The organism is Deinococcus sp. KSM4-11 (assembly GCF_004801415.1).
Lineage (GTDB): Bacteria > Deinococcota > Deinococci > Deinococcales > Deinococcaceae > Deinococcus.
The window spans coordinates 226,876-243,263 of sequence record NZ_SSNX01000006.1 but is presented as its reverse complement, the minus strand read 5'-3'; the positions used below and the strand labels follow the sequence as shown (position 1 = coordinate 243,263).

Genomic DNA, 16,388 nt, shown 5'->3' with positions numbered 1-16,388 from the left:
CTCCCACCACGGATCGACGTGAGGTCGTTCCACGTCCGGCCTCGACAGCCAGGTTGGGCGATCGCTCCGCAGGTGGCGAGCCGGCACACTTTGCCAATCATGCGCGTGCTCCTGGCTGTGGGAGATACCCGCTCTGCACCATGCCGGTCAGGTAGACCCTCAGCAGGTCGTCGTCCAGATCGGGGCATACGAGGGCCTGGGGGGTGAGCACGTCGCGGGCGCCCGCGTCGTCGAAGTGCGGTGGGCGCAGGCCGGTGGCCTCGGCGATCCCGAGGTGCGCGATGATGGGCAGCAGCGTGTACAGGACGTTGTCGGATCCAGCACGCCGGATCCGCTGCTGCCAGTCCCCGAAGTCGGTTTCTTCGAGGCGGTAGCCGAAGCGGCGCAGGCCGTCCAGCAGGAACTGCACCTCCGTCGGCCGGGCGTTCACGAGATGGTAGACCCGCCCGTCCGCCTGCGGCCGGAGGGCGAGCTGAACGAGTCCGGCGCTGGCATAGTCAGCCGTCACGACATTCAGGGCGCTGCGGATCCTGGGAACGTACCCGAGCTGTACGCACCCCTTAAGCAGGCGGCACAGCGCGTCGTTCTCGTTGCTGACGCCATTGCGGGTATCGCCCCCGATGATGCTGGGCCGGTACACGGTCACGGGAATGCCGCGACCGCGGGCCAGCGCGGTGATGCCCTCGGCCACCCAGCGGCTCTGGGCATAGCCGCCCGTGACGCCGGGCAGGGCCGCGACGTCCTCCTGCTCGCGGAGGACCGGACGGCCGAGGAGCCGTGAACTGCTGAAGAGGTGGATGCTGCTGACGAACTGCACCGCCTTGAGCTTCCCGCGGACAGCGAGGCGGAAGAGTTCCTGGAGGGCGTCCACGTTGGTGGGTTTCAGGGTGGCGTAGGCGTAGGCGAAGTTCACGCTGGCCCCTGCATGGAAAATGGCGTCCAGGGTGCCCGACAGCTGCCCGTAGGTGCGGTCGTCCAGCCCGAAGTGCGCGGCGGTGAGGTCGCCCGTGTGGACGCGCAGCCGGGCGGCGTCCCAGACCTGGGGCCGGCCCGCACAGAACTGATCGTGGGCGGCCCGGACGCGGGCCAGGCCGGCCTCGGGAGTGTCGGCCCGCACCAGCAGGTGCACTGTCCAGTCGGTGCGGGCCAAGAGTTCCGCCAGCAGGTGCGCGCCGAAGTACCCGGTGGCTCCAGTGAGCAGCACCTCACGCCACTGCTGTGGTGGGGTCGCCCGGGCATGGAGCGCGGGCTGGATGTCGGCGTCCAGGGTCACGTCGGGCTGCAGGGCACGGGTGGGCCGCTCCAGTTCCAGCTCGGGGTCGTCCAGGCCGAGCAGATCCAGCGGGTCGCCTGCGAGGCCCGTGTCTTCCGTCGGAGCGGCCGGCGACGGGCGGGCCAGCAGCAGGGCCTGGATGCTGCTGGCCAGACCCGCCACGGTCGGCGCGGAGAAGGCCAGGGCAATGGGCAGCGTGAATTCCAGCCGTTTGCCCAGGGCCACCGCGAGTTCTGTGGCAAGCAGCGAATCGCCGCCCAGGATGAAGAAATCATCGTGGATGCCGATCTCCTGCCGGTTCAGCACGGTTCGGAAGGCCGTATGAACGAGGCGTTCCAGGTCGCTGCGCGGAAGTTGTGGGCTGCGCTGCACGCCCTGGGTGGGGTCGGGCAGCGCCCCGACATCCACCTTGCCGTTGCGGGTGTAGGGCAGGGCGTTCAGTACGGCGTACTGCCGGGGCACCATGTACTCCGGCAGCTGCCGTTCCAGGGCCGCCTGAACCTGGGCGCGCAGGTCGCCCTCCGCCCAGGTGGCGGGCGCGGTGAGGTGCTGCCCGGGCAGCAGGGCGTGCAGCAGGGCCCGCTGTGCGGGCGTGAGGCTGGCGTAGTCGCGGCTCATCCTTCCCCCCCGAGCGTCCGCAGGGCGGTGGCCTCCTCGTCGCTCAAGGTCGCCACCCGTTCCAGCAGGCGCTCCACGCGGCGTTCCGGGCGCAGGTCGGCGATGCCGGCACTGGCGGTGGCGTTCGTGCGGTCCGCCTCCAGCCGTCCGCCCACCAGGGAATGCAGCAGCAGCTGCGCCGGGCCGAGCCCCAGGGCCCGGCGAACCGCGTCCTCGTCGACCTGCCCCACCTGACACACCCCGAGGTCTGTGCCCGCGGCGCCCAGTTCCAGCAGGCCGGTCATGAGGCCCGCCTCCAGGGTGGCGAAATGCCGCGTCAGGTCGCCGTAGACCGGGGCCATGTCGCGCACGTCCACCGTCAGGTACAGCGCGAAGGCGGCCTCATCGAACATCGGGCGGTTGATCAGGGCGTGGTACGCCTCGCGCGGCACGGGCGCGGCGTCCGGGAGGGCGCTCAGGCGGCGGGCGGGTGTGTCCAGCACGTACAGGCCGCCGGGAAGGTCGTGGACGCGGCCGGGCCGGATCCACACGGTGGCGCGCACGGGGTACAGATCGCCCGCCGAGGCGTAGGCATACCGTCCGCTCTGCGGATCGGGGAGCAGGATTCCCAGCCACGTCAGGAACTCGGCCGCCGGGATGGGACTCAGGGCAAACCGGCGGTAACTGCGGCGCTGGTGCAGGCGCTCAAGGTGCGGGCCGGAGGGGGTGGGCAGCGCATACGAGGCCGCGCCGGCCGGGAACCGGGGCGTCGGGCGGTCGCGTTTGAAGTGCTGCCGGGCCTCCACGCTGGTCAGCAGCGCCACGTCATCGTCCAGGGCGGCGTTCCCGCTGCGGTAGGGGCGCAGGGCGTCGGCGGCGCCGGCCAGTTCGGCCAGCAGCGCGTGCTCGGCGGTCACGTCAGGCGTGGGGGGAGATGGAATGGGCTGATCCGGAATCAGGTAGGCGGCCAGGGCGGGTTTGCCGGCCGCTCGCCGGCGCAGCGTGACCAGCGTGTCGCGCACGCCCGGCACGCCGCGGATGGCGTGTTCGATCTCGCCCAGTTCGATGCGGTGGCCGCGTACCTTCACCTGCCGGTCCACGCGGCCCAGCAGCTCGATCGTGCCGTCCGGCAGGGTGCGGCCCAGGTCGCCCGTGCGGTACAGCCGCTCCCCGGTGCGGGGGTGGCAGAAGAAGCGCTCGGCGCTGCGCTCGGCATCCCGCCAGTAGCCCCGGGCGAGGCCCACCCCGCCGATGAAGATCTCGCCAGGAGCGTGATCGGGCGCCGCGTTCAGGCCGTCGGTCAACACCTGCATGGTCTGGTGCCGCATGGCCCGCCCGTACGGAACGCTGTTCCAGTGCGGATCGATGGCCGTGACCTCATACAGCACGGACCAGATGGACGCCTCGGTCGCGCCGCCCATGCTGATCAGGCGCGCGTTGGGCAGGCCGGACCGCACCCTGGGTGGCAGGCCCAGGGGAATCCAGTCGCCACTCAGCAGGATCAAGCGCAGGCGCTGCACCTCGGCCAGCGGGGCGACCTCCAGCAGCATTTCCAGCAGCGCCGGCACGCTGTTCCAGATGGTCACGCCCAGCGTGGTCAGCAGCGAGAGCCAGTGCTGCGGGTCGCGCCGACCGGCGTGATCCGGCAGCACCAGCGCGGCCCCCGCCGCGAAGCTGCCGAACAGGTCATAGACCGACAGGTCGAAGGTGAGGGCCGACAGGCCAAGGACGCGGTCGCCGGCGTTCACGCCGAACCGGTCATTCACGTCCAGCACCGTGTTCACCGCGCCACGGTGGTCGACCATCACGCCCTTGGGCGTTCCGGTCGAGCCGGAGGTGTAGATAATGTACGCCAGGTCGCCCGGATCGATTTCCACCGGCTGTAGCGTTCCCGGTGGCAGGGAGTCCCCGATGGCGGTAACGACCAGACCAGGGGGCCACGCGAGGGTGGCTGCCAGGTGCGGCTGGGTCAGTACGTGGTTTGCACCGCTGTCCCGCAGCAGCGTCTGGAGGCGCGCGGTGGGCAGGTCCGGGTCGATCGGCAGATACGCCCCACCCGCGCGCAGAACTGCCAGCACCCCCACCACGCCGGCGAATCCGCGTTCGCACACGACCGCCACCGGGCGGGGCCGGCCCCGCCCGTCGCGGGCGGCGCCCTCGCGCTGCAGCAGGGCGGCATAGGCGGCCGAGTGTCGATCCAGGTCGCCGTAGGTCAGTTCCTGCCCCGCCATCAGCAGGGCGGGCGAGTCGGGGTGCGTCCGGGCGCGGTTCTCGAACAGGCGGGGCAGGGTGAGGGGGCTGGTCAGCGGATCATGCCCGCAGGGCGCTTCGACCGCCCGGCGACGCGCCAGGTGCGTCGCCGGGGCGAGCGCCTCCTGGGTGGCCGTCCAGGGCTGCGTTCCGGCGAGCAGGCGGCGCAGCAGGGCCATGTTCGCGTCGAACATCCCGTCCAGCACGCCGTTCGGGAACAGGGCTTCGCGGACGTCCCACTGCACGTTCAGGCCACCGGCCTGTTCAAACACCTGGTAATCCAGCGTCACCTGGGGCGTCTGCGACAGGCCGTAGACGATCTCGGCCGGCATGGCTGGGGTGAAGGTGTCGCCGTCCCGGCCGGCGCCCGCCAGGTGGCTGGTGAACACCACCGGATGCAGTGCCGAGTGCGCACCGTGCTCCCGTGCGAGGTCGCGCAGCACCTGCACGCCGCTGTAGTGGCGGTGCTCCAGGTCGGCAAACAACTGCGTCTGCACGCGGGCGGCGCGGGCCGCGAAGGGCTCGCTGGGCGTCAGGTCGAATTCCAGCAGGGTGATGCCGGTGAAATCCCCCACCAGCCTCGGGACGGCCGGGTGCAGGGGCAGACGGTTGAAGATGGTCAACGTCAGCGTGAAGCGCCGCTCGCCGCTCCACGCGCTGAGCACCTGCCCGAAGGCGCTCAGCAGCACGGCCGCTGGCGTCAGGCCGCGCGCGCTGGCAGCGCTTTTCAGGGCCTGCCAGTCGGTGGGCGACAGGCGGGCCGCGCGGCGCGTGAAGGTGCGGCCCTGGGCGCTCTCCGGGGTGGGGACGTCCGGGCCGCGCCGCCGGGGCAACTCCGGCGCGGGTGGCAGGTCGGCAATGCGGGCCGTCCAGTACGCCCGTGACGCCTCGGCCAGAGGGGTTCCGGCCAGCGCCGCCTCACCCAGGCGGTAATCCCGGAAGGTGATGGGCAGGTCCGGCAGCGCCGCGTGTTCGTCCTGGTACAGCGCGAACCATTCCTCCAGCACGAGCTGGAAGCTGCGCAGATCCAGGATCAGCATGTCGAAACTCAGGCACACCCGCGTCAGCGGGGAACCGGAGCTGAGCGTGAACGTCCGCAGGTCGAACATCGGCCACACCTGCGGGTCGTAGCGCCGCGCCCGCATGGCCTCACGGATCCCGAGCAGGGTCGCCTGCCGACCGGGTTCATCCAGGCCGCTCAGGTCGGCGTGAGCAATGGCGTAGGGCGGCACGCTGTCCAGTACGCGCTGGAGGCCGTCCGGCTGCACCACGGTTCGCAGCATCGGGTGACGGTCGATCACCGCCTGCCAGGCCCGCTGCATGCGCCCGTGGTCGAGGAGCGGCAGGTCGAGTTCGCTGTAGATGTGCGCTCCCACTCCGCCGAGTTCGAGGCCGTCGCTGCGGCCCAGCCAGTAGGCATGCTGCACGTCCGTGAGCGCGAAGGGGGCGTGCGCGCCGTCCGGATCCGGTGTGACGCCAGGTAGGGAAGATGCAGCCCGCGCTGGCGCTGAGACTGACGGCCCCGCGCGTTCCTTCAGGAGTTGGCGCAGCAGTGCTCGTTTCTGCTCGGGACTGAGCCCCTCGGTCCGGGCCTTTGAGGTGTCGGTGGGCGTGGTCACGGTTCCGCCGCCTCACTGCCCAGCAGCTCGGCCAGCAGGGCGTCCACCTGCTCGCCCGTCAGGGCGTCCACCTCGACCCCATCCGTGGGCGGCAGGTTCACCGGCGCGGGCGCCTCGACGGGCACGTTCAGGCCATCCAGCACGAGCGCCGTCAGGCCGCGCAGGGTGATGCCGCCCACGAATTTCATCGGCGAGACCTTCACGCCCGTCTCCGCCTGGATCTGACTGCCGAGTTCCACGGCCATCAGGGAATCCACGCCCATCTTCATGATCGCCTGGTCGTGATCCAGTTTCCCCGGCGAGGTGCCCAGGATGCGCGCGAGCTGCTCGGCCACGCGGCTGCTGAGCCGCTGTTCCCGTTCGTCGCCCCCCAGGGCCAGCAGCGTGGCCAGGAAGCCCCCTCCCTCGCCGCCCGCCTCGCCGGGGTCGGCGCCCTGCAGGTGCGCCAGCCGGGGAGGCAGGGCCGTTCCGCGCGACCTCGCCAGGAGCGGCCAGTGCAGCGCGGCCACGCCCAGCACGGGCGGGGTGGTGTCGCGGGCGGTCACGGCGGGCCACAGGCGGCCGAGGGCCGCGAGCAGCTGCCGCACCGGCACGGGCGTCACGCCTACGGCCTCCAGGCGGTCGGCGACCGCCGCCGCGCCGGTCAGGTAGCCCGCGTCGGCGACGGCGCCCCAGTTCACCGTGAACCCGGCCAGGCCCAACGCCCGGCGGCGGTCGGCGAGGGCGTCCAGGACGGCGTTCGCGGCGGCGTAATTGGCCTGGCCCAGATTGCCGATCTGCGCGCTGACCGAGGAGAAGTTCAGGAACACGTCCAGGTCGTCGCCCAGGGTCTGCGTGTGCAGGTTCCACGCGCCCAGCACCTTCGGCGCGGTCACGCGGGCGTAACGCTCCGGGGTCAGCACCTCCATGAGGGCGTCGTCGATGACCATCGCCGCGTGGAAGATGCCCCGCAGCGGCCCCATCGCGCGAGCACGGGTCAACACGTCCGCCACCTGCGGCGCGTGGGTGATGTCGGCCCGCACGACGTCCACCACCGCGGCCTCCTCCCGGAGGTGCTGCACGGCCTGCTGCGCTGCCGGCGTTCCGGCGCTGCGGCCCACCAGCACGAGGCGGCGCGCGCCGTGCTCGGTCAGCCATGCGGCCAGCGCCAGCCCGAAGCCGCCCAGGCCGCCGGTGATGACGTAGACGCCGTCTGCGTGCAGGTGCAGGGCCTCGGGGACACGCAGCACGCGCTCCGGGGGCGGCACGGTCTCGGCGTCCAGGCTCAGAACGACCTTCCCGGTGTGTTTGGCCTGCGCCATGAAGCGCAGGGCGCTCTCGGCCTCCAGGTACGGGAAGGCGCGGTAGGTGAGCGGCGCGAGTTCCCGGCGGGCGAAGAGGCCCATCACGGTGTCCAGCAGCTCGCCCATCAGTTCCGGTCGATCCACCCACATGCGGTCGAGGTCGACGGCGAAATACGACAGGTTGTTGCGGAAGGGGGCCAGGTCAAGGGGGCTGTTCTGGTAGATGTCGCGCTTGCCGATCTCGATGAACTTGCCGTATGGCGCGAGGGTCGCCAGGCTGCGCCCGATCGCCTCGCCGGACAGTGAATTCAGCACCAGCGTGACGCCCCTGCCCGCGGTGACGTCCCGGATCTCCTCGGCAAACGCCAGCGAGCGGGAGTCGAAGACGTGCTGGACGCCCAGGGCGCGGAGCAGCTCGCGTTTCTCGGGCGTGCCGGCCGTGGCGTAGATGGTCGCGCCGGCCCGCTGACACAGCGCGATGGCCGCCAGCCCCACGCCCCCGGCTGCGGCGTGGATCAGCACCCGGTCGCGCGCGTTCAGGCCGCCCAGCGTGTGCAGCGCGTAGTACGCGGTCAGGAAGGCGATGGGCAGGGTGGCCGCCGCCTCGGCGCTCAGGTGTTCCGGGCAGCGCACGACGAAGCCCAGCGGCACCGTCCGGTAGGTGCTCAGGGCGTCGGCGCCGCACAGCACCACGCGGTCACCCACGGCGAAGTCGGTGACGCCCTCTCCCACGCGCGCCACGGTGCCTGCTGCCTCCATGCCGTAGGCCCGCCCGGTGAAGCCGCCCTCCAGCGCCTCCTCGGGCAGCATGCCCAGCGCGACCATGACGTCCTTGAAGTTCAGGGCCGCCGCCTGGATGCGCACCTCCACCTCGCCGCGCTGCGGCGCCACGCGCGGACGCTGCTCGAAGGCCGCGCTGCCCAGCACGCCGGGACGCGGCACGGTCAGCCGGTACGCGGACGTGGCGCCCGACTCCGCCGAACCCGTCAGCGCGTTCACGCTGGGCCGGCGCAGCCGATGCACGAAGCGTTCGCCGTGACGGTAGGCCACCTCGTCCTCGGTTGAACCCGATACCAGTTCCTGAACCAGCAACGCGGCGGCGTCCTGCGGCGTGGCGCGGGCGTCGAGGTCGATCACCCTGGGCTTCAACTGCGGGGATTCCACGCCGATCACCCGCGCCAGGCCCCACAGGGCCGCCTGGAACGGCTGCACGGCCTCGTTCACGTGCACCGCCTGCGTCCCGCGCGTGACCACGGTCAGCGGCGGCGCGTCAGTCAGCCCCGACAGCGCCTGTGCCAGGGCCAGCACGCTCTGACCGCCGATGGATTCTGCGTGCTGCACGTCCGTCAGCGACGGTTCGGCGGGCGGATTCAGCCCCCAGGCGAACACGACGCCCTGCCAGGACGGCCCCGCCAGGGCGGATGTCACCAGCGCGGTCGCCGCCGTCCGGTCGCTGGGCCTGAGCGGCCGCGCGCCGGGCCAGGTCTGACCCTCGGGGCAGATCACCTGAACGTCGCCCAGCTGCGCCTGCAGGGCAGCGGCAACATCGGGATCGTCGGCAAAGACCAGCCAGCGGCCTCCAGCGGGCCTGCGGGCGATCTGAACGCCAGCCGTGCCGGTCTCCGGGGCGTCGACGCGGCGCCGACCCCACACCACCACCCGCAGAGCGGACTCGGGAGTGGGGGAGTCCGGCAGGGTGCCCACCTCGTCCAGGCCCTGCAGATCGGCCAACTGGAACGGCGCCTCGGTCATCACGCCCGGCACCAGCTCCAGCCACGCGGGACGCCGCACCGGCTGGTTCAGCAGCAGCACGCCGCCGGGGTTCAGCAGCCCGGCCAGCGCGGACGGCTCCAGGGCATCCTGGCCGACGATGATGTCGAAGTGCAAGTTGGGCAGCGGCACGCCCGGATTAAGCAGCAGCGTGGCGGGCGCCGGACTGCCGAACTGCGCGGCGGCGCGTTCCAGGGCGTCGGCCTCCGCACCGGCCAGCGTGATGGTCAGGCCCGGCCGGTTCAGCAGGCTTGTCAGGTGCGCGCCCGCCAGGCAGCGCTCGGCATTCAGCACCAGGACGCTCCCGGTGCCGTCGCCGCCCAGCAGCACGTCCCGCAGGGCACCATGCAGGAGCGTATGCCCCACGCGGGAGGTCGGGGCGTCGGTGTACAGGTGATCCAGCGCACCGCGCAGTTCGCCCTCCTGCCGCGTGCCGGCGTGGTGCAGCAGCTGCAGTTCCGCGCCGTACGCGGGGAATCGCGCCCACATCGCCCGCCACTGCTCCTCGGTCGGCTCCGCCGGCTCGGCGTGGGCGTACCGCTCCGCCAGGCGGGCGCTCTGCTCCTCGAACTCGGCCCGGTCAGCGCCAAGGCGGCCCAGCAGGTCATCGCGGGCCGCGCTCAGGCGGGCGCGATCCGGCAGGGGAAGCGGGGCCGAGGCCGCGTGCCCGGCGTCCAGCGGCTGGCGCTCCCAGGTGTAGGCGTACAGCATGGTGTCCAGCCCTGCGCTGCCCGCCTCGATCGCCTGGCAGCTCAGGCCGTGCACCTGCACCAGCACGTTCCCGGCCCCGTCCATCAGGCGCAGGTCGCCAGACACGCGCAGGCTGTCTGCCTGCGTCAGGGTGGCGTGCGCGTGCAGCTTGACCCTGTGAAAGTCCACGGTGCCGGGCATGAACACCAGTTCGCGGATCTGCACCGGCAGGTACAGCCGATCCTCGGAGACGCCGGGGAGCGAGGCCAGCGCTCCCAGCAGCAGCTGGAAGCAGGCGTCCAGGAGCTGCGGCGGGAGCAGGCCGTCCTCGTGTGCCAGCACTGGGCGCAGGGTTCCCAGCGCTTCACCGCGCCCCAGCCGCACCTCGCTCAGACCCCGGTAATGCGGGCCGTACTGCAGGCCCAGGCCATGAAACCGGGCATAGAAGGCGGCGGTGTCATACTCGCGCGGGCAGCGCACGCACAGCTCGTCCAGCGGCTGTCTCGGTATGTGGCGTCCGGCAGCGGGGCGCACCGTGGCGCGGGCGTGCTGCGTCCACTCGTCCAGGCCATCGTCCGTGGGGTCGGGGGCGTTCGGGGCGCGGCTGACGATGCGGACGTGCTGCCGGGCATCCAGCAGGGTCTGCACCACGCGGCCCTCGCCGGGCGGCAGCAGCAGTGCCTCGGCGAACTGCACGTCCTCCAGCACGATTCCGCCGGTGTCCACGGCCTCTGGCTGCACTTCGCGGGCGGCGGCGAGCATCATCTCGACGTACCCCGCGCCGGGAAAGACGGTCAGGCCCTGCACCACGTGGTCGCGCAGATCCGGCGTGCTGTAGGCGTCCAGGGCGTTCTCCCAGCCAGTCTGGGCCGAATCCAGCGGCTCGCCCAGCAGCGGGTGGCGTTTCAGGCCCAGGCGCTCACGCCACGCGCGCGGCGCCTCGTTCCAGTGCCGCTCGTGCTGCCACGGGTACAGCGGCAGGATCAGCTCGCCCTTGCGGACGCGGTTCTGGTGCAGCCTGTCCCAGTCCAGCGGCACGCCCAGCGCGTACAGCTGGCCCACCGAACCCAGCAGTGTCACCCGTTCCGGCTCCCGGCGGCGCAGCGAGGGTACCACCACGCTCTGCGTGCGCGTCTGCACCTGCTGGCTGGCGGCGATGCAGCGGCCCATGCTGGTCGCCAGCACCGGGTGGGCGCTGATCTCGATGAAGGCGTGCGGCCCCAGCGCGAGGATCTGCTCCATGCCCTGCTGGAACAGCACCGACTGGCGCAGGTTGCCCCACCACAGCCGCACGTCCAGTTCCGCGCCCTCCACAAAGCGCCCGGTGGTGGTGGACACCATGGGAATCACGGGCGGCCGGGGCACGAGGCCCTGCATGACCTCGAAGAATTCGCGGCGCACCTGTTCCATGACCGGACTGTGGAAGGGCACCTCCACCTGCAGGAACTGGTTGAAGGTGTCCTCGGCGGTCAGGCGCGCGGCAATGGTCTCCAGGTCGGCGGTCACCCCGGCCAGGGTCACGTCGGTCGGACTGTTGATCGCGGCGATGGACACCCGATCCGGGAACTGATCCACCAGCGCCGCCGCCCGTTCCGGCGGCATGCTGACCGCCAGCATCCGGCCCTGCCCGGACGTAGTGTGTTGCAGGCGGCTGCGCTGGTAGATCAGGTGCACGGCGTCTAGCAGCGTCAGGATGCCCGCCACATGCGCGGCCGCGACCTCGCCCAGGCTGTGACCGATCACCAGATCGGGCGCGATGCCCCAGCTCTGCCACAGCCGCGCCAGACCCACCTGCACGGCAAAAATCGCGGGCTGTGCCACGAAGGTCTCGTTGATGCGCGACCCGTCCTCGGTCTTCAGGAGTTCAGCCAGCAGCGACCAGCCGGTGTGCTCCGCCAACAGTGCGTCGATTTCGGTGATGGTGTCGCGGAACACCGGCTCGGCGGGCCCGCCAGCCATCCCCAGCAGGTCGCGGCCCATCGCCCACCACTGCGGTCCCATGCCCGAGAACACGAACACCTTCGGCACGGTGGGCGTGCCTTCTGGCAGGATGCGGCCCTGTGCCATGCCGGGCCGGGTCTCGCCGTCCAGATAGGCCTGCAGATGTTCACGCAGCTCCGGGACGGTGCGGGGTGCCACACTCAGCCGGTACGGATGGTGTTCCCGCCAGCGGCCCAGCGCGGTCGCCAGCGACGACAGGGACAGCTCCGGCTGCCCGTCCAGAACCGCCAGGTAGGTTCGCGCGACGGCGTGCAGTCCGTCGGCGCTGCGGGCCGAGAACGGCACCAGTTCGGCCCTGGCACCGGCGTCCGGCGCGGAGGTTGGCCGGTCGGGATCGGCCGGGGCGCGGTCTAGGACGGTGTGCGCGTTGGTGCCGCCGAAGCCGAAGGAGTTGATGCCGGTCAGGAAGGACTGCGTGCCGTCGGGATCCGTGGGCCAGGGCCGGGGGGTGTCCACGACCTTCAGGCCGTACTGCTCGAACGGAATGGCGGGGTTCGGCGTGCTGAAGTGCAGGTTGGCGGGCAGTTTGCCATGGTAAATGCTGAGGGCCGCCTTGATGAGCCCCGCCAGGCCGGAGGCGGCCTCCAGGTGCCCCAGGTTGCTCTTCACCGAGCCGATCAGGCACTCCGGGTCGTCGGCCTGGTGGGCCGCCCGCAGCACCTGTCCGATGGCATTCACCTCGATGGGATCGCCTACCGTGGTGCCGGTGCCGTGCGCCTCGACGTAGCGCACGCGCCGTGGATCCAGGCCCGCGCGGGTGTACACCTCGCGCAGCAGACCAGCCTGCGCCTCGCCGTTCGGCAGGGCCATACCGCCCGTGCGTCCGTCCTGGTTGATGTCCGCGGCGCGGATCACGGCGTAGATGCGGTCGCCGTCGGCCTGCGCCCGGCCCAGGGGTTTGAGGATGACCGCCCCGGCCCCCTCGGCGCGCACGTACCCCGAGGCGTCGGCGTCGAAGCTCTTGCAGCGGCCCTGCGGGGAGAGCATCTGGGCCTTGCTGAAGCCGATGGTGTTCTCCGGGCGCAGGATCAGGTTCACCGCGCCCGTCACCGCCACTCCGCATTCTCCGTTCCAGAGGGCCTTGCACGCCTGGCTGATCGCCACCAGGGACGACGAGCACGCGGTATCCACCACGAAGCTCGGCCCGTGGAAATCGTAGTGGTACGAGATCCGGTTGGCCGCGATGCACGCGCCCACCCCCAGGTTCGTGAAGGAATCGATGCTGTTCCTGGCTGCGCTGGCGGTCTGAATCCCGGCGTAGTCCGAGGTGGACACGCCCATGAACACGCCCGTCCTCGACCCGGCGAGCGTATCCGGCGGCAGGGCGGCGTCCTGAAACGCCTCGTCCACGACCTCGAGCAGCAGGCGCTGCTGCGGATCCATGCGGGCCGCCTCACGCGGGGAGATGCCGAAGTACGCGGCGTCGAACTGGTCGATGTCCCGAATGAAACCGCCCCAGCGGGCATACGTCCGTCCGGGGGCGCGGTGATCCGGGTTGAAGTAGGCCTCCACCCGCCAGCGGTCGGCCGGCACCTCGGTCACGGCGTCCTGACCGCTGTTCAGGAAATCCCAGTACGCCTGCGGCCCATTCGCCTCGCCGGGAAACCGGCAGCCGATGCCGATGATGGCGATGGGTTCCGCCGCCGTGGTGGAAGATTCGTGCTGCTGGGAACTCGCGCGCGCCTGACCGTCCACTCGAACGTCCGTCACGAAATGCTCCTCAGATGCTCCCCGCTCCCCTGAAAACTTCATGAGTACGCGGAACGATAACCATGAAGGCAACTTTCATCCGCAGGATAGCGAAGTTATTCCTGGAGCTTTGCACCGAGTGTACGTCAGGTCATCGCGAGAGGAGACGGCCGCTGTCGGAGAACGGCAGTCGGCACGGCAGGGTTCGGGAATGACGTGGCTGGATTGGAAATGGGGATCGATCGTGGCTACGGCGCGGTGAACGCGAGGAGGCCTAGTCCGCTGTCCAGTTCACTTTGTATCGAACGAAGCAGGCGCACGATAACGCATGACGCGCGCCCGCTACACCGTCGCCCTGCGTGACGACCAGCGCCAGCAGCTCAGGAAGATCACGCGTGCTGGACGCTCCACCGCCCGTGAAATCACCCACGCCCACGTGCTGCTCAAGAGTGACGCCGGGCTGAGTGACCAAGAGATTGCCGAGCAGCTCTCGATCAGCACCCAGACGGTAGTGCGTGTCCGAAAGCGTTTCGCAAACGAAACGCTGGAGGCAGCGCTGACCCACCGCAGGCCGAGCGCCTATAAGCCCCGCAAGGTGGACGGGCGGCTGGAAGCGCACATCATCGCCCTGGCGTCCGGCGATCCGCCGGACGGTCGCGCCCACTGGAGCTTGCGCGTCCTGGCTGACGTGCTGGTGCAACTCGAGCATGTGAGCAGCATCTCGCCAGAAACCGTGCGCCAGGTGCTAAAAAAAACGAACTCAAGCCACACCTGAAACGGCAGTGGTGCATTCCACCCAAGCACAACGCCGCGTTCGTGTACGCCATGGAAGATGTACTCGACCTCTACGAGCAACCTTACGACCCATTTCATCCGGTGGTGTGCTTCGATGAACGTCCTTGCCAGCTGATGGGTGACGTCCGGACTCCCCTGCCGATCAAGCCTGGCAGTGCCAGGCGGGTGGACTACGAATACGAGCGGCATGGCATGGGGAACGTGTTCGGGTACTTTGAGCCCTTACGCGGTTGGCGGGAGATGGAAGTCACCCAACGGCGCACGGCCATTGACTTCGCCCGCTGTCTCAAACGCTTAGTGGACGAGCTCTACCCAGAAGCCATAAAAATCCGCGTGGTGCTGGACAATCTGTCCAGCCATACGTTGGCCCCGCTGTACACGGTGTTCGAGCCCGCTGAAGCCCGGCGGATCGCACGCAAGCTGGAACTGCACTTCACGCCGAAGCATGGCTCGTGGCTGAATGCCGTCGAGATCGAGTTTTCTGCCCTCTCCCGGCAGTGCCTGGATTGTCGGGTCGGGAGCCTGACTATGCTGCACGACGTCGTGAGCGCGTGGACACGGGCGAGAAATCAAGAGCCCCAGGCATTGAACTGGCAGTTCCGAACCCCAGACGCGCGCGTCAAGCTCGCCCGTCTCTATCCATCAATCTGAACTGGACAGCGGACTAGGTGGCTGCGACAGGCGATTGGCACGGTTTGGGCTGGGTCATGTACCGTCCTGGCCTTCTCCGACCTCCTCCAATGCCCTCCAGCGCAGGAGTGGCCTAGAGGTGTCGTCCTTCCGCTCCGCCACCACGGCGGCATGGATCTTCGGCGCGGGGCGCAGACTCCACCCCCACCACTCCCGCCGATCGCCGGCGAGAGATTGCCTGACTTCGATCTCCTCCCCGGCAACTTCGACCGTGATATCCAGCAACGGCACCGCGAGGCCCTGCCCGCAGGCTTTCAGGTACGCTTCCTTGGCCGTCCAGAGCGAGTAGAACCGCAGTGGGCCATCCAGGGTCTGCCGCTCCGCTTCAGAAAACGCCACCTGGGCGACACCCCGCCAGTCCACCTCCGGCCTGATGCGCTCGACGTCCACGCCGACTTCACTACCCTGAACCATGGCCAGCACCAGCACATCTGCCGAATGGGCCAGGTTGAACCGCCAGTCCAGAGGGTTCTGAGCTCGGGTCACCGACGGTTTTCCTCCGGCCGTCACCTCGAAGGCCACGTCCTCGGGGGCCACGGCCAGCACCGTACTCAGAACGTGCCGCCGGAACCACACGCTGGCCTCGTACCAGCGGCGGAGGTGGGGCGTGGCGAAGGCTGCCGCGCGTGTCCGCTCGGACGTGGTGACTGCCGCTGGTGGCGTCCAGCCCGGCGGGATCTGCCAGAACCAGACGGTCACCTCGCTTGGGGAGAGTGTAGACATTCTCGTTGCACCATAAACGCCTCTCCCGCTGTCGGTGGCATCACCAGCTTCGTCCATGGCCGGGCCAGGCCACTCCGACATCCGGCACTGGCGTTCGCTGCTAACTGCTGTTCGGTGGGCAGGGCGCCAGCTAAGCAAGCTGCCTGCCGACACTTCGCCCACCATCCTCGATCAAGGAATGGTGCTGGTACAGGCTGCGCGAATGTGCGTATGATCTGTGCATATGCTTCCACTTGAGCGACAAACGCGCATTCTGGATCTAATGGACGCGCACGAGACTCTGCTCACGCAGGAGATTGCCGAGAAGGTCGGTGTTTCTGAGGCGACCATCCGGCGCGACCTTCAGGGCCTGGCCGAGCGCGGCCTGGTCTCCCGTACGCACGGCGGCGCCATGCGTCTGGAGCGGAATATCGCCCGGGAGCCCGCCTTCGCCGCGAAGTCCGTGCGGATGCCGGCCGAGAAGATGGCCATCGCGGATTACGCAGCGTCACAGGTGCCCGACGGCGCGACCGTCATCTTCGATGCCGGCACCACCATCCTCGAGGTGGCGCGCCGGCTGGCGGGCCGCCCCCTCACCGCGATCACGCTGGACCTGCCGGCGGCGCAGGCCCTCGCCATCGGGGAAACCGAGGTGCTGCTGCTGGGGGGCCGGGTGCGCAGCAACAGTTTCAGCATCACCGGTCCGTGGACGGAGGAGCATCTGCGCAATCTGCGCGCCGACCTGTTCCTGATGGGCGCGCACGCCGTGGACGAGCGTGGGATCTCGAATGCCGTGATCGAGGAGGCGGTGGTCAAGCGCCTCGCGGTCGAGGCCAGTCACGCGACGATGCTGCTGGCGGATCATACCAAGTTCGGCTGGCGCGCCATGACGCAGGTCTGCGCCCTCGACCGCATTGGGCGCGTGATCAGCGACCGCCGGACGAAGAAATATGACTGGTTGCGGGAGGCGGGTGTCACGCTGAACGTGGTGTGAGCGCCGCTCAATGATCAGAACGGCGCACCTGGGAT

The 16,388-nt window shown here is 70.1% G+C and carries 6 protein-coding genes; 2 read left to right on the top strand and 4 right to left on the bottom strand.

The features are described from left to right. Positions 1 to 97: 97 nt before the first annotated feature. The 3 genes from E7T09_RS16710 to E7T09_RS16700 are packed head-to-tail and all read right to left on the bottom strand — an operon-like array spanning position 98 to position 13,193. Positions 98 to 1,891, bottom strand: a complete 1,794-nt coding sequence (locus E7T09_RS16710; RefSeq protein ID WP_136390325.1) for a thioester reductase domain-containing protein — start codon at positions 1,889 to 1,891, stop codon at positions 98 to 100. Continuing rightward, positions 1,888 to 5,739, bottom strand: coding sequence for an amino acid adenylation domain-containing protein (locus tag E7T09_RS16705; protein WP_136390324.1), 3,852 nt, complete (start codon positions 5,737 to 5,739; stop codon positions 1,888 to 1,890). The genes E7T09_RS16710 and E7T09_RS16705 overlap by 4 nt, the downstream gene beginning before the upstream one ends. Then, positions 5,736 to 13,193 carry a type I polyketide synthase gene (locus E7T09_RS16700; protein ID WP_168734901.1) on the bottom strand — a complete coding sequence of 2,486 codons (7,458 nt, stop codon included), beginning with the start codon at positions 13,191 to 13,193 and terminating at the stop codon, positions 5,736 to 5,738. The genes E7T09_RS16705 and E7T09_RS16700 overlap by 4 nt, the downstream gene beginning before the upstream one ends. 307 nt (positions 13,194 to 13,500) lie before the next feature. Between E7T09_RS16700 and E7T09_RS16695 the strand changes: the two genes are divergently transcribed. After that, a protein-coding gene (locus tag E7T09_RS16695) for an IS630 family transposase (RefSeq protein WP_205747041.1) occupies positions 13,501 to 14,618 on the top strand; the annotation gives its coding sequence in 2 pieces (ribosomal slippage) (positions 13,501 to 13,918 and positions 13,918 to 14,618; 1,119 coding nt in all). Positions 14,619 to 14,672: 54 nt separating this feature from the next. Here E7T09_RS16695 and E7T09_RS16690 read toward each other — a convergent pair. Next, a complete protein-coding gene (locus tag E7T09_RS16690; RefSeq protein WP_168734900.1) occupies positions 14,673 to 15,356 on the bottom strand; it encodes a 4'-phosphopantetheinyl transferase superfamily protein in 684 nt (227 codons plus the stop codon). A 247-nt stretch (positions 15,357 to 15,603) separates the two neighbouring features. Here E7T09_RS16690 and E7T09_RS16685 point away from each other — a divergent pair, with 247 nt between their 5' ends. After that, positions 15,604 to 16,353: a DeoR/GlpR family DNA-binding transcription regulator gene (locus tag E7T09_RS16685; RefSeq protein WP_136390321.1), complete on the top strand. Its 750-nt coding sequence runs from the start codon at positions 15,604 to 15,606 to the stop codon at positions 16,351 to 16,353. Positions 16,354 to 16,388: the final 35 nt, after the last annotated feature.